15 protein-coding genes are annotated in these 14418 nt (G+C 63.4%); 8 read left to right on the top strand and 7 right to left on the bottom strand.

Annotation, left to right across the window (positions count from 1 at the left end):
• Nucleotides 1-72: 72 nt before the first annotated feature.
• Entirely contained in the window at nucleotides 73-594 is a 522-nt protein-coding gene (locus CYU59_RS16160) for a hypothetical protein (RefSeq protein WP_292991429.1), read from the bottom strand.
• An 80-nt stretch (nucleotides 595-674) separates the two neighbouring features.
• Complete coding sequence (locus CYU59_RS16155) at nucleotides 675-914, bottom strand: hypothetical protein (RefSeq protein WP_292991427.1); 240 nt, start codon at nucleotides 912-914, stop codon at nucleotides 675-677.
• Between the two features lie 259 nt (nucleotides 915-1173).
• Between CYU59_RS16155 and CYU59_RS16150 the strand changes: the two genes are divergently transcribed.
• Nucleotides 1174-2691: an adenylate/guanylate cyclase domain-containing protein gene (locus tag CYU59_RS16150; protein WP_292991425.1), complete on the top strand. Its 1518-nt coding sequence runs from the start codon at nucleotides 1174-1176 to the stop codon at nucleotides 2689-2691.
• Nucleotides 2692-2759: 68 nt separating this feature from the next.
• On the top strand, nucleotides 2760-4178 hold the full coding sequence (locus CYU59_RS16145; protein WP_292991423.1) for an SDR family oxidoreductase: 1419 nt from the start codon (nucleotides 2760-2762) through the stop codon (nucleotides 4176-4178).
• Between the two features lie 15 nt (nucleotides 4179-4193).
• Here the strand turns inward: CYU59_RS16145 and CYU59_RS16140 are convergent, their stop codons facing one another.
• The 3 genes from CYU59_RS16140 to CYU59_RS16130 form a co-directional block, all read right to left on the bottom strand.
• Nucleotides 4194-4679, bottom strand: a complete 486-nt coding sequence (locus tag CYU59_RS16140; RefSeq protein WP_292991421.1) for a universal stress protein — start codon at nucleotides 4677-4679, stop codon at nucleotides 4194-4196.
• A 99-nt stretch (nucleotides 4680-4778) separates the two neighbouring features.
• Nucleotides 4779-5141 carry a hypothetical protein gene (locus CYU59_RS16135; protein ID WP_292991418.1) on the bottom strand — a complete coding sequence of 121 codons (363 nt, stop codon included), beginning with the start codon at nucleotides 5139-5141 and terminating at the stop codon, nucleotides 4779-4781.
• A gap of 103 nt (nucleotides 5142-5244) precedes the next feature.
• Nucleotides 5245-6084, bottom strand: coding sequence for a CDP-diacylglycerol diphosphatase (locus CYU59_RS16130; RefSeq protein ID WP_292991415.1), 840 nt, complete (start codon nucleotides 6082-6084; stop codon nucleotides 5245-5247).
• 203 nt (nucleotides 6085-6287) lie between these two features.
• On the opposite strand from CYU59_RS16130, the gene CYU59_RS16125 reads away from it, so the two are divergent.
• Entirely contained in the window at nucleotides 6288-6524 is a 237-nt protein-coding gene (locus tag CYU59_RS16125) for an excalibur calcium-binding domain-containing protein (RefSeq protein WP_292991413.1), read from the top strand.
• A 7-nt stretch (nucleotides 6525-6531) separates the two neighbouring features.
• Here CYU59_RS16125 and CYU59_RS16120 read toward each other — a convergent pair whose 3' ends face one another.
• On the bottom strand, nucleotides 6532-7254 hold the full coding sequence (locus tag CYU59_RS16120) for a peptidoglycan recognition family protein (RefSeq protein ID WP_292991411.1): 723 nt from the start codon (nucleotides 7252-7254) through the stop codon (nucleotides 6532-6534).
• Nucleotides 7255-7308: 54 nt separating this feature from the next.
• Nucleotides 7309-7773, bottom strand: a complete 465-nt coding sequence (locus CYU59_RS16115) for a hypothetical protein (RefSeq protein WP_292991409.1) — start codon at nucleotides 7771-7773, stop codon at nucleotides 7309-7311.
• A 286-nt stretch (nucleotides 7774-8059) separates the two neighbouring features.
• Here CYU59_RS16115 and CYU59_RS16110 point away from each other — a divergent pair, with 286 nt between their 5' ends.
• From CYU59_RS16110 to CYU59_RS16090, 5 genes are all read left to right on the top strand, one after another.
• Nucleotides 8060-8728 carry a biliverdin-producing heme oxygenase gene (locus CYU59_RS16110; RefSeq protein WP_292991844.1) on the top strand — a complete coding sequence of 223 codons (669 nt, stop codon included), beginning with the start codon at nucleotides 8060-8062 and terminating at the stop codon, nucleotides 8726-8728.
• Nucleotides 8718-10985 (top strand): SpoIIE family protein phosphatase, encoded by a 2268-nt coding sequence (locus tag CYU59_RS16105; protein WP_292991407.1) that lies wholly within the window; start codon nucleotides 8718-8720, stop codon nucleotides 10983-10985. The genes CYU59_RS16110 and CYU59_RS16105 overlap by 11 nt, the downstream gene beginning before the upstream one ends.
• Before the next feature lie 96 nt (nucleotides 10986-11081).
• Complete coding sequence (locus tag CYU59_RS16100; RefSeq protein ID WP_292991405.1) at nucleotides 11082-11384, top strand: RNA 2'-phosphotransferase; 303 nt, start codon at nucleotides 11082-11084, stop codon at nucleotides 11382-11384.
• Nucleotides 11385-11391: 7 nt separating this feature from the next.
• Nucleotides 11392-13728 carry a hypothetical protein gene (locus CYU59_RS16095; protein WP_292991403.1) on the top strand — a complete coding sequence of 779 codons (2337 nt, stop codon included), beginning with the start codon at nucleotides 11392-11394 and terminating at the stop codon, nucleotides 13726-13728.
• Between the two features lie 7 nt (nucleotides 13729-13735).
• The gene (locus tag CYU59_RS16090; protein ID WP_292991401.1) at nucleotides 13736-14029 is read left to right on the top strand and encodes a hypothetical protein; all 294 of its coding nucleotides are present in this window, start codon (nucleotides 13736-13738) and stop codon (nucleotides 14027-14029) included.
• The last annotated feature ends 389 nt before the right edge of the window (nucleotides 14030-14418 follow it).

Genomic DNA, 14418 nt, shown 5'->3' with positions numbered 1-14418 from the left:
ATGTACCTGAGAAACTCACATCTTACTCCGGCCTAAGTCTCAGAAATCACCCAAAATTCGTTGGTGGAGAGCTCAGACCCCGTCCGGCCCGATGACAAAGCACCGTCCCGCATCGTTGGCGAGCAAGACCTCTTGCACCGCGGATTTCTCGATGCCGGGGAAATGAATGTGATGGAACGTTTGGCCCGGTTCGATGGCCGCGATCTGAGACGCGACGTTGCCGTCCTTCAAGCGCACGTCGACGGTCACCTGCTCGCCGTTGGCTGCGGTGGCCGGTTCGGGGAAATAATTGACATCGACCCCAGACCCTGACGGGTCCGCATCCCAGCCATTGCGATAGGAGCAGGCCGGGTTGCCTTCGGCGTCCGGAGGTGGCGTTGGGCAGATCGACAACCCGAGGCATGGGGCGGTCGAGTAGTGAGCGACGGAGTTGCTCGGAGCCGGTGTGGCGCTGGGCGCGGCCGACGGGGCGACCAACGGCTGCCGTGCCGACTGGCTCGGCGTCGCGGCAGGTGGGTGCAATGGCGGGGACGGCGAACACGCGGCCAACGCAAAGCAGCCCGCGGCCACCGCCGACCCCATCACATTTGCCATCCGAGACATTGTGCCTGCGAAGATAGCAACGGGTTGGGAGAACTCAACGGCATTCGAAATCTGTGCTGAGCGTTGGCCAGTCAGCTCAGCAGTTCGCGCCACTTCGGATGCCACAGCAGACGGACCGGGAGCGCAGGTGCTTCGGGCGGCGGGTGACTGGTGGATCCCGAGATCTGATTCCAGCCCGACCGTCGTCGTTCCCAGACGCCGCCATTGTCGGCGGCGGACGGACGGCGCTGGCGAAACTCGCGCACCATCGACTTGAGCGGTAGCGCCGACAGTTCGTCCGGTGTTTCGATGCTTTGCAGCGGTATCGCCATCCCCGTTTTCCTGGACCGTACGTTCCTTTCGGATGCCATGAACCCCAACCAATTACCCATAGTACGGATGATTGTGAGTGCTTTCTCCAGCGCGATTGGGGTTCCCGCCGGACGATCGGCCCGACTCTGGGGGCGTGAACGCCCGCATGTTGGGCGTCGGACCGAGGTCGCCGGGCCTTACCTTTCAATCAAGGTTGGTCGCTTAAAGAGATGCGTCCCTTTTGATCTGTTGCGGATTATCTCCCTCTAATCTCCCGACATGGACCGCATTTGGCAGTGGGCGTGGGACCGGTACGGGCCGAGGTACTACATATGGTGGCTCTGCGCGGCCGTCATATTCGTTTCGCTGCCGATCTACTCGACCATGGTGACGCTGCCAATAATCGCCTTCGAAAAGTCCAGCCGTTACTCCACCGCGACGGCTGCCACTGTCGCCGCGGTCGTTGTGCTGGCGTGGGTGATGATTCTTCCTAGTCTTCGTTGGGCCGTGCTGGTGAAGCGGTGGGGAGCGGGCCAAGACGTAGATCCTCAGCCGGCTCTGGAGGCGACCTATACCTATGCGCGCACCGCATCGTCCCTAGTGGTGTGGGTAACCGCCGTCTGGGCTGCTGTGCTTTCTGTCGGTATCGGAGCGATCGCCGGGGCTCCCTGGGCGCGGTTGACCCAGTACGGATTTCGGGGCGCGCTCATCGGCGCAGCTGTGCAACTGATTGCTTACCGCAGCATTGTCGAGGGGACGCTGCGACCTGTTCGTATCGCCTTGATCGGTGACTCCGGAATCGGCGACACGCTGCCGCGGTCCCGCCCAACCTTCGCCGCACGCTCGAACCTGGCCATGATCGCCGTGGCGCTGGGGTACGGCGTCGCCGGCGCGATGCTTGCGACCGCTTTCCATTCAGTCAGCGATGCGCCTTTCGTGTCTGTGGTGATCGGTGGTCTCTTGACGATCGTTTTTGCGGTGCCTGTCACTGTCGGGCTCGGTTTCTCTCAATCTCTCAAACCCATACGCGACCTCGCTGCCGGCGCCGAACGTGTTGCGCTCGGTGACTACAACCAACCTCTGCCGGTGGTTCAAGACGACGACTTGGGTGTGCTGGCCGGGTCTTTCAACCGGATGCAGACGGGTTTGGCTGAGCGCCAACGGCTTCAAGGCGCCTTCGGGACCTACGTCGACCCTGCGCTCGCGTCGCGGTTACTCGAGCAGGGCGACGACGTGTTCACCGGCGAGCGTCGCGAGGTCACCGTGATGTTCATCGACATTCGCGATTTCACTCCGTTCGCCGAGGCGAACACCGCCGAGGACACCGTTGCCCGCCTCAACGCTCTGTTTGAGATTGTCGTGCCCGCTGTCGTCGATGCCGGTGGTCACGTCAACAAATTTCTTGGCGATGGGGCATTGGCTGTATTCGGCGCGCCGAACGATCTGGCGAATCATGCTGACCAAGCGGTGTCCGCCGCTGGTCTGATTCTTCGGCGGGTGGAAGAGCAGTTCGGCGGCGCGATCCGGATCGGTGTCGGGATCAACACCGGCGTCGTCATCGCAGGCACGATCGGCGGCGGAGGCAAACTCGAGTTCACGCTGATCGGTGACGCCGTCAACGTCGCCGCCCGCCTGGAGCAGCTCACAAAGTCCACCGGCGACACGGTTCTACTCAGCCAATCCTGCGTCGATGCATTGGCGCTTCGGCCACCTGGCCTCATCGACCGGGGATCCCACACATTGAAGGGCAAGTCGGCCGCGGTGCAGGTGTTCACGATTGACCCTGCGATGTCGTGATGCCGTCGGGGGCGCATGAGGTCTGCCTGTTGCTGCCGGCCGAGGTCGCGAGGCCGTACCCTTCCACCGTGACTGCGATCGACCCAGGCAAGCTCGATATTTGCCTTCAGGTGCTAGCCGATATCGAGGCGTTGCCGCCTGAGCATCCCGACGCGGTGGCCGTGCGTCGCGCTACCGCCCGCGTGTTCAAGTCGGTCAAGAAGGCTCGCAGGCACGCCAAGCGCGACGCGGTGGCGGCCGCCGACCGCGCCGTCATCGCCGCCACCGCCACCGGCGCCCCGGGCCGCATCGACGACGAAACCGCAGGTCTGCCGCTGGTGTCCACCGCGGTCGGGGCCAGCGCAGGAACTCTGCTCCGATCGCGGGCGTGCTACATCTGCAAAAACCATCACACCGTCGTCGACGCCTTCTACCACCAACTGTGTCCGGATTGCGCCACGCTCAGCCGCGCCAAGCGCGACGCCCGCACCGACCTGACCGGTCGCCGGGCGTTGCTCACAGGTGGCCGCGCGAAGATCGGCATGTACATCGCGCTGCGTCTGCTCCGCGACGGCGCGCACACGACCATCACCACCCGCTTTCCGAACGACGCGGTTCGCCGCTTCGCCTCGATGCCCGACAGCAGTGATTGGCTGCACCGGCTGCGCGTAGTGGGCATCGACCTGCGCGACCCAGCTCAGGTCGTCGCGCTCGCGGATACCGTGGCCGCGCAAGGTCCACTGGACATCCTGATCAACAACGCGGCTCAGACCGTGCGCCGCGCTCCCGGCTCCTACGCGGCCCTTGTCGACGCTGAGCGGACGCCGGCTCCTGAGCTCGTCGACGTCATCACATTCGACCGGGTCAGCGACGCCCATCCTGCGGCGCTCGCCGGAAGTCTTGCGCAGCATCAAACTCCGCATGCGCTAACCGAATTGGCGCTCGCCGCGCGAAGCGCGTCACCCGACCGGATCGCCGCGGGCATCGCGATCGACGCGGGCGGTCTGCTGCCCGACACCGCATCGATCAACAGCTGGACCCAACGCGTGCACGAGGTCGACGCGATGGAGTTGCTCGAAGTCCAGCTGTGCAACCAGACGGCGCCGTTCATCCTGGTGAGCCGTCTGCGCCCGGCGATGGCGTCGTCGCCCTCGCGGCGCAAATACATCGTCAACGTCTCGGCGATGGAAGGCCAGTTCAGCCGCGGCTACAAGGGCCCCGGGCACCCGCACACCAACATGGCCAAGGCAGCGCTCAACATGCTCACCCGGACCAGCGCCGGCGAGATGCTGGAGCAGGACGGCATTCTGATGACCGCGGTCGACACGGGCTGGATCACCGACGAGCGTCCACACCCGACGAAGCTTCGCCTCGCCGAGGAGGGCTTTCACGCCCCGCTGGATCTGGTCGATGGCGCCGCTCGGGTCTATGACCCCATCGTTCGCGGAGAATCCGGCGAAGACCTGTACGGCTGTTTCCTGAAGGACTACGCGCCCAGCAATTGGTAGGACGACCGTCCGGCGCTAATCGATGGTGTGGACGATCAAAATGTCGACCTTCGCCTTGCGCGCAACGGTGTCGGGTACCGAGCCCAACAGGCGTCCGGCGACAGTGCCCAGACCCAAGTTGCCGACGACGAGCAAGTCCGCCTCCACCTCGTCGGCCAGCTTCAGCAACGCATTCACCGGCGCTCCCACAATCGAGCGCTCTTCAATGTTGTTGGCACCCGCGGCCTTCGCGCGTAGGCGGGCATCTTGAAGGATGGCGTAGACGGGCGCGCTTCCGTGCATCCGGTAACCCGAATCGCCGAGGCTGTCCGCGGCCCTGCCGTCGGCCACCCGATCGGGGGACGGGGGTCGTGACCATCCACCCTTTTCCGAGGTGTCGGTGTGCGCGCTCGCAATCACCAGCTTCGCCGAGTCTTGTCCCGCGATCGCGCCCGCGCGGTCAACCGCGCGAAACGACGACTCCGAGCCGTCCGTGCCTACCACGATCACCCGATAGGTCATAGCGCCTCCATCAGTCTGTCCGCGACGACAGCACGACCCTATCGGCCTGATTTCAGCTAGGAGGCTCATTCCTGCAAACAGCCCTCGCCCTCGCCGGTCTCATACGCGCTTCATCTGGGTCTTCAGGTGGACGCCGTTGCTCCAGTCCATGCCGCCGGCGAGAGTGTTCTCGTCGAACCAGACGTGGTCGCCGCCGGACGTGGGCCCGCTCCACACCGGGCCCTCCGGGTGGGTGTCGGCGGTCCAGCCCCGACCCTGCAGGTGGATGCATCCGTCACCGCAGGACGACAGGTGCATGTTCGTGGTGTTGCCCACGCGGGCTTGGCCGGGGTCACTGCTTTCGGTGACGGTTCCGACGTAGTCGCCGTCGGCTGGCGGTGCGGCCGCCGCTGGACCGGCCGCCCCGATGGCAGCACAGACGAGGACCGCGGCCGAAGTCATCAAGCGGCGTGCACCGATCATTTCCATCTCCTTCGCGACACCCGAGAGCCCCGGGGTTCTACACGTGACGCTAGGGCGGCGGTTGGTCCGGCGATACAGGGATTTCCCTTGTCTTCGGGCCCGCCTAGTGCTTGCGATACAAGAGGTTCTCGACGTAGTCGACGCCGAACGGCTTATGAGCGCTCAACGCCTTGTCGCTGTTGAGGACGTAGTAGCCGGCGCCCGGATTCGTCGGATCGACCTGGACGACGGCGATGATTTGATCGACCATGGCCTTGTCGCTTTTGGCCACGTAATTGCGCACGTCGGCGAATAACTGATGATCAATCGATTTTCGCTGCAGCCACCGGTAGAGCTTGTCGTCCACTGCGACGGTGTGGTTCGACCAGTCGGCGGCGGTGGTCGCGGGTTTCGACGTCTTGGCCGCTGCGGTGAGCGCGGTCCGGATGTTGTGCTCGAATTTGGTGACGTGGATGTGCAGCTGCGGGACCTTATGGGTGTTGCCGGAATTGATGGCCAGCACCCAGTCCTGTCCGGCCAGATGGCTGGCCGAATCGTTGGCCCAATTTGCGGCCCACGGCCAGAGGTTGAGCATTTCGTCGGGTGTCCAGCATTTGTGGCACTCGATACCGGTCGCTCGCACTAGAGGCAGTACCAACCAATCCCACTCGGCGAACTCGGGACCACCGGTGTGAACCGCGTAGCCGTCTTTGGGCTGGGGGTTCTTTGGATTCAACGGGTAGTCGACCTTGGTATTGGGATGGGGCGCTGCCGGGGTGGCGTCCTTGACGTCCTTCCACAGCGAAACGTTGTCATCCTTGCCGCCGCAATTGTCGTTTGCCGGGTCGGCGAATGCGGGCCAGGATCCAGTTCCTGCTAATGCCAGACTGGCGCTGACTGCCGCGGAGGTTGCAATGAACCGTCGGCGGCTGAGGTCTCCGATGATCGAGTTGTTCTGTGCCATGGGCCCGCCCTTCGATTGAGAAATTGGGTGCGTGGAGCGTATCGGCAGGTCAGGGCGTAATGTGCGAAAATCGCCGAGTCTATTGGACTAGATTCCAATAGCAAGTGGGTCTGCGACGACAGAGGCAAATGAGTAATCGTCGTAGGGATCACGTCAGCGGGCAAACGCGCACTCGTGGCGCGCTGATTGCCTAAAATGGCCAGGTGGTCACGATCCGGGCGCTGCACACCGCGTGTGTCTGCCTGACATTGCTGTTCGGAGCGGAGGTCAGTGCCTCCTCGGCAGCGTCAGCCGACCCGCCTTACCAGGACTGCGACCAGGCCCGCGCCGACGGCCGATCGAGCATTCCGTACACCGACCCGGCCTATCAGCCGGAGTTGGATTTCGACGGCGATGGCCTGGCCTGCGAGCCCTCGAAAGCGCATCGCTCGAGACGGTGACGGCGGCCTAGTTACCGGCTTCGATGGCCGCGACTCGCGTGGCCGCGGCGGGTCCGCAGAACCGCTCGAGTTTCACTCCACCGGCCGACAGCAGGGTGTCGATGCGGTGCTTGAGGTCGCCGGATGACAGGTGAGCGTACAGATTTGCGCCAGGACAGGACGTCTGCGCGAAGTCCCGGTGACCTGCCAACGTCTCGGTTTTGACGCGAAAATTCTGGGCGGCCCAGGCAAACGCCAACGCCGTTCCGCGAAGTTGGGCTTCCGATACTGCCTCCCGATCGAAATCTCCTTCGCAGAGCACCAGGAAATGGCCGGTCGTGTCGTAATCGGTTGCCGTGTCGCCGGCCAATTCAGTGCTGCGTAATTCGTAAAGGTTGCCGTTGCGGTCGACAGCGACGTGGTAGGCGATGTCGATCCAGCCCTTTTGGTTTTGGTGATACTGCTGGTCTTTGCGCAGCCGCTCCGGCGCATTTCGGTTGTCGCCCAGCACAACCGCCTCGTGATGCAGGGTCAGGCGGGTAATGGTGTGATGCTTTCCGCCAGGCCGCGCAGGTCGCGCGCCCCACGCCTCCCGGCAGAACAGCAGCGCCGATTCGGTGCCCGTCTGCCGAACGCGGGTGGTCGGGGTTGCCGAGCTCGAACACGCTCCCACAGCCGACCCGACGGCAATGCTCCCCGCGAGCCGGAACAGCCGGCGACGGCTGACCGCCTGGAGTGATCGCTCATCCATGGCCTCACGGTACGGACCGTGGCGGCATTGTCGGACGCTTACGTCTCCGTTGGGTCAGTTGCCGGTCACGATGCGCTGTTCGACGTAACGACCGGTCACGACGTTTGCTGTAGCCAGGTTTGCCAGGCGCTGCGTTTCCCGCTTGATCCGCCGGTTGAGCAGCCGGTCGTCGCGTCGCGTCAGGGTCGCGGCACGCTTGCTGAGCAGGTCAAGCTGCTTCCAGCTCAGTCCATCGAGATCTCCGACCGAATCGTGAGTCGCAACGACCACCGCGCCGTACAGCAGTGGGACGGTCTTCGCCGTGAAATCTGTGGTCGCAAGAAGCATTTCGGTTGCGCTGCGGTTGATTTTGCGCCGGCAACGCCGAGTCGATGGGGTGAACCAGTAATCGAACTGGCGATCGGCACTGCTCAGGCTTTCCAGCCCGTAATCGTGAACCAGCGCGACAATATCGGCGTTGCTGTAGGCGCGGGTTTCGTAAACGGCGCCCTCGGGGCTGAAGTAGAGGATCGTGTTCATATCCGATGTCCTTTTCGACTCGTGGCTGGACGCCTCAGGGGGTGTAACGGTAAATCACACGTATGTAATTCCCTTGATTACAGTTGGGCTAAACATTCCTAACGAAAAAGACTCGAATCGGATCAAGGAAGGCGTCGGCGGGAAGTGGCGGTGACCCTGACGGCGGTCGCCGAATTGGCACCGAGGGAGGCGACCTGGCTGGTGAGCCGCGATCGGATGTCTGACACACTGGCGGGATCGGCGCCCCTCACCCTTGTCCGTCACCGTGAGTCTCTACCCGTGGAGCATGTGGATGAATGCTGCTGCTGTTCCCACAGCCGCCTGGCAGTTATCGGCCGCGATGCGGGCCGCCTCCCAGAAAGAGCACGACGCCGCCGAACGTTCGCCGTTCATCAGTGACCTTCTGGAAGGCCGCCTCGGGCGAGGGGCCTATCTCGCATACCTGGTCAGGATGCGCACGATCTATGCCGCGCTCGAGGAATCGGTTCGCAAGCATCGTCACGACCCTGTGATCGCGACTTTCTACGACCCCGCGCTCGAACGTCTGTCAGCTATCGACTGTGACCTCGATTACTGGGCCGACGGGTCGTCGGCACCTCTCGATTCGCCGGCCGCCGACTCGTATCGGTGTCGGCTGAAAGGCCTCAACCACGGCGTCGCGCTGTTGGCCCACCACTACACCCGCTATCTGGGCGATCTTTCCGGCGGCCAAGCCATTGGTCGCAGCCTGGATCGCGTGTTCAACCTCGGCGGCGCGGGTCTGGCGTTCTACGATTTCCCGGTGCGGCCCAAGCAGTACAAAGACGAGTACCGGGCTCGCCTCAACTCCCTGACGCTCGAAGCCGGGCAGGTCGAGATGATGCTGGGCGAGGTGAAGGTCGCTTTTGCTCAGAACCAGGCCGTGCTCGATGAACTCAGCGACCAATTCGCGGAGAGCAGTTCGCGTGAGCGGTGACTCATTCCCGCCGGACGGTCAGCCGCCCGACGGGTTCGTCCCGGTGGGCACGCCGATCGATCTGGACAATTGCGCGCGGGAGCCGATCCACATTCCCGGCAGCATCCAGCCGCGGGGTGTGCTGGTGGTGTTGCGCGAGCCCAGTTTTGAGATTCGGCAGGTCAGCGCCAACGCCCTCGAGCTCCTCGGCCGCTCCGTCGACGACGTCCTCGGACGGCACCTGGCGGCACTGATCGGTGTTGCGCAGGCCGCGCGCATTCAACAGGCCGCGTCCACGTTCGGCGAGCTCCGCCAGCGCAATCCCCTCGAATGCCAGATCGAGGTCGCCGGAGACGTGCGTCCCTTCGATGCGATCCTGCGTCGTGAGCCGGACGGCATACTTCTCGTCGAGCTCGAAATCGCTTACGGTGAGCGGCCGTTCTCGTTCCCGAATACCTACCAGGCGGTTCGGAGCTCGGTGGAGGAACTGAACCAGGCGTCCACGCTGAAGGAGTTGTACGACACCACTGCCCGCGCAGTCCGCGACCTCACCGGATTCGACCGCGTCATGGTCTATCGCTACGACGATCACTACAACGGTGAGGTTGTCGCCGAGTCGAAGCGTGACGACCTGAACTCATTCCTCGGCCTGCACTACCCATCCACCGACATTCCCGCGCAGGCGCGCGCGCTCTACGAAAAGAACTGGATCCGGCTCATATCGGACGTCAATTACACGCCGATTCCGCTGATGCCGCCCGTCGACCCGGACACCGGCGAGGCGCTGGATCTGACGTACGCCACGCTGCGCAGCGTGTCACCGATTCACATCGAATACCTGCAGAACATGGGCGTGCACGCATCGATGTCGATTTCGCTGTTGCGACGCGGCCGGCTGTGGGGACTCATCGCGTGTCATCACTACGCGGGTCCGCACCTACCGCCATTCGGCACCCGGGCGGCGGCCGAGTTTCTCGGATCAACCCTGTCGCTGCGTCTGGTCGATCAGTTCGAAGACGATCAACTGCACAAGCGACTGGCATCGCAGGCGGTGTTGGCCAAGCTCACGTCCGCCACGATGGGCGAGGACGAATCGATTGCGTCAGCTTTGTTGGGGGCGCCCGACCTACTGGATCTCGTTCCCGCGGATGGCGTCGTGATCAGCATCGACGGCGACACCCGGGTCCGCGGAATGGTCCCGCCCCCGGAGGCGGTGGCCGCGGTCGCGGAATGGGCGCGCGGCGCCGGGGAGGAGATCGCAAGTACCGACTTTCTCGCCAGGGACATACCTGCGCCGAGCTTCGACCCGCACGTGGCTGCGGGAGCATTCGCGCTGAACCTGCCCGACGGGCAGTACGCCATCTGGTTTCGGCGCGAGGTCGAGCGATCAGTGGACTGGGGTGGCGATCCGCATAACAAGGCCATCGCCGTCAGCGAGGGCGACGAGGTTCGGATAAGCCCGCGCAAGTCGTTCGAGCTGTGGCGCGAGGTCGTGCGGGAACGCAGCGAACCCTGGACGTTGACCGAGGCTGAGTCGGCCGAGGCGCTGCGCCGTCATCTGGTCGAGTCGCTGTATCGCCGCACTCGTGGTGCGCTACGAATGGCCGAGACGATGCAGCTCAGCCTGTTGCCCGATTCGATTCCCACACTTGAGAATTGGCAGCTGTCGGCGCACTACGAGCCCGCGGCCGGCGGGCGCGTCGGCGGCGACTGGTACGACGCGTTCGAGTTGCGTGACGGCCGACTGGTGGTGGTTTTGGGTGATGTTGCCGGACATGGCATTACCGCCGCGGGAACCATGGCGCAGTTGCGTAATGCCCTGCGCGCGCAACTGTTCGTGGGCACCAGCCCAGCAGTGGCGCTGAAGGAGCTGAACGACTTCTGTGAGCACCTGATGCCGCGTGCGTTCGCCACAGTCGTCATCGCACGCATCGATCTCGCCACCGGGGAGGCCGAGGCCGCCTGCGCGGGCCACCTGATCCCGTACCTGACGAACGCAGTGACGGCTTTTCAAGCGCCCATACAGCTTTCACCGCCGATCGGTCTCAAGCACGTGAGCTATGCGGCCAGCACCTTCACCATTGAGCCGGGACACCGGCTGGTCATGTACTCCGACGGTCTGGTCGAACGCCGCGGCGAGGCGATCGACGATGGAATCAACCGGCTCAAGGAGACTCTTACCCGCCCAGGTGACGCGCCCGCCTCCCGGATCCGGGAAGTGATGGACTGGGGTGACGCCCATGACGACGTCACGATTGTCACGCTTCGCCGACCCTGAGTCCCGCAGCGTCTGCCTGCCTAAAAGGTGAAGGGCGCACCCCCGCACTTCGGGTTATGCTTCGGCGCGCAAGCCCGGTGAACAGGAGCGATCGTCATGGCCGACGAGGTGAAAGTCGATCCCGTCGCGCTGCACAACAGCAGCAACGACCTGCTGGATTCGGTGGGCGAGGCGTCGTTGCGCTTCGTCGGCCATGAGGACGGTTTGGCCGAAGCCGCCTCAGGGTGGATCGGATCTTCGCAGCAGGCGCTCGCCGAATTGTCGGCGCGCTGGGAAGCCCGCCATGGTCATCACAAGTTGCAGGTCGGCAGGCTGGGATCGCATGTCGGCGACGCAATGACTCGCTTTGTCGCCAACGAGGACAACGCGACTCTAGCGGTCAGGTCGGTGGGGGAGTAGGTAGTTCGTGGCGCCGCTGACTCCGGCCGACGTCAAACGTTGGGACCCCGAAGCGATCCACGGCGTGTTCCAGACCGCTACCAATCGCGCGTCCAGCTTGCAGACGCTCGGCGACAACCTGCAGCAGGTGCACCTCAACCTCAGTGAATGGCACGGGGATTCCGGCGACGCTTTTCGCGCCGATCTCGGCAAGACGCGTCACGATATCGAAGCAGACGGCCACGAGTCCAGGCAGGTCGCCGCGGCGGTGTCGCGGGCCGAGGCCGACGTGCGAGCGGTCAAATCCGAGCTGGATGGAATCGAGCAGTCGGTCCACGAGTGTGGATTCACCATCGCCTCGGACTGGCGGATCGACACTGGCGGCGCCAAGCTCGAAAACGCCAAATTGCTGGCGCAACAACAACTGCAGGCGGTGCTCGACGTTTGCAAACTACACGCGCACAGCGCCGACCAGGAGCTCGCTGCCGCGATCCGCAGTGCCGTTGGCGAGACCCCGGTTGGCGTGACGCCGTCTCTTTTGGGTGCGGGTCAGCCAAAGACGTTGCAAGACATGCTTTTACCGGCCGGTCCTGCGCGCCCGCAAACCGGTGGAGACCCAGCCAAAGGGCCGCCTATTCCGGGCGAAGCGCATGGCGGCGCTACGCCGTCGCTGCAAGACATGTTGCTTGGACGCGGTGAGCCGGTCGGCGCTGGGGGGCCGTCCGGAGATCCGCTCGAGCTGCTGAGTCGAATCCCGCCCGGGACAAGAGGCATTCCCCCTCCGCCGTTGAAGCCGGCCGAGATCGAGAGTTTCAAAGCGATGGCGCGCCAGACGATGATCAACGACGGCGTGCCGCCCGATCAGATCGAGGCCAGGCTCGATGCTGTCGTCGGGCAGACCCAGCAGTGGTTGGATGCCGGGGCGCCGAACTACGTCGCCCCAGAAGGGCCGCGACCACCGCCCCCAGGATTCGGTGAGGCGTTCGGGGATCGCTGGTTTGCCAGCGAACAGGGCGTGAAGAATCTGTTCGGGCAAGGCGGGCCCGGCGCACCTGGCGTCGTGGAGGCGTGGACGCAGATGTTGAAAGGCACCCTCGAGGCTGCCCAGAACCCGATGGGTGCTGCGGTGGACGAGTTGAAGCATGCGGTCGAATCGCCAAGCCTGGCCTACTACTTGGGTGAAAAGAGTGCCGACGTCGCATTCAACGCGCCGGCGATGATGTTCGGGCCTGAGACCGTGGGCTTGAGGGCAGGGCTAGGTGAAGCCGGAACTCTAGACGCGCTATCGGGAGTCGGGCGCGACTTACCCGGCGCGGGCTCGACCGACTCTTTGCTGCCGAATGTGCACTCCTCACTGAGTCCGCTCGATACGCCTCTGCGTGCGGAGCCAATGTCGGCGGGACTCGAGGATGGTGCGGCTACCAACTTCGTCGACCCCTCAGGTCCAACGGGGTTTTCGCCGCCCAGCATTGGGCATCCTTCTGGCTCAGTAGGGGGACCAGCTTCTGCCGGCTCTGCCGGCCATCCGTCTTCGGAGCCCGCACAGATCGTTAGTCTGGCTGGCCATCCGGCTGATTCAGCGGTACCGCCCTCACATTCAGAGGTGCCCGTGACTGTGGGCCACGCGTCAGCGGCAGCTGAGCTCCCGCAATCTGCGGGACCGAGCCCGAATCCCGCACCGATGCCGGTGGCTGCCGATCACACGCCGGTGTCAGCCGAAAGTCACGCGCAGACGGGGCCGATGCCGGGGGGCGTTCCGGATCCTCTTCTTTCTGGCGGGCACGGGTCTTCGGGCCCGCCGCCACCGACGGGCGATGATCACATCCCGCTCGATGTTAGCGATCACAATCATTCGTCGAATGAGAACGCGTCTGCCGACAGCAATCACGGTGGTAGCCCTTACCCCGTCGATAGTGAAGGTCATTATCTCGCTGGAAGTTTGCCGTCTTACGAAGAGCTGCAGAAGATTACGTCGACGGACCCGAACCAGGCCTACTACTGGTCCGGCAGAAACTCCGACGGTATCGGAGTCGGTCCAGACGATTCTGGGATTGCGGAGTTGATAGCGCATGGCTCCGGAGGGGTAACCCTGGAAATGGCACTCGAGGCTAATGGTGTTGATCCGCTACCCGTGTGGAACCGTCATGACCCTGTTTCGGTGCAATTCTGGGAAGACGCTTCTGCGGCTTACGCAGAGAACGCACACGGCGAGGTCACGGCCATCATTGGTACTAATTTGCGCCCAGGAAACATATGGCAAACCGTTGAGATACCCCGGCTGATGGAGAATCCCGAAATAACCCGTATTCTGCAAATCGACCCAGACACAGGGCAATCAATTACGATCTTCGAGAGAGGTAAGTGATCATCAGATGACACGTAGCGAAGATTTCGATCTGAGCGAGGCAATCGAGCTATATCTAAAGCGATACCCGGGGAGTAATCAGGAGGAATTTGTCAAGTACTATGGGCAAGCGAGCTCGGATGCATTGGCTCAGGTCAAGGAGTTGTTGCGGGAAGCAATGCAGATAGAGCCTGACTGGAGTCGGCTTTCATTGAATGAGGCTGGCGATTTCGTTGAATCAACGCTCCGTGATCGCCATCCAGCCCTGACGGCCAAAGCTCTGGAATCAGTTGGCAACTACTATACGTTCTTGATGCGGTGATCTCGCCGCAGGCAGCCGCAAGGCCCCTCGCTAGTCGCCCCTGCCATCTTAGTCGGCCGACCGGAATGTCATGGCTTGAGGCCTTGTTCGAGATACATATCGATGCAGCGCGTGCGACGCTCTCAGGCCGGAAAGATTCTGGCGCGAGTCACGACGCAAATCCCGACAATGAAGAAGACCCGCGCAGTGCCGGTGGAGCCGAATGACGCTCGAATTTTTAAAGGGAGTTCAGTCGATCGTTGAGCCACTGTTAGTTGACCTCGGATTGTATGAAGTCGGCTGATGTTTGACGGTTTGGTTTCGGGTGATGCCTGACGGTGTTTCGGCTGATTGTTGACAGTGGTTTCGGCTGATCCTTGACACTCCCTAGATGAGGGAGTTGAGCGTGG

The sequence above is a fragment of the Mycobacterium sp. genome (assembly GCF_002863225.1).
Classification (GTDB): Bacteria; Actinomycetota; Actinomycetes; order Mycobacteriales; family Mycobacteriaceae; genus Mycobacterium.
The sequence above is the reverse complement of the archived record's forward strand: the minus strand, read 5'-3'. Positions and strand labels throughout refer to the sequence as shown.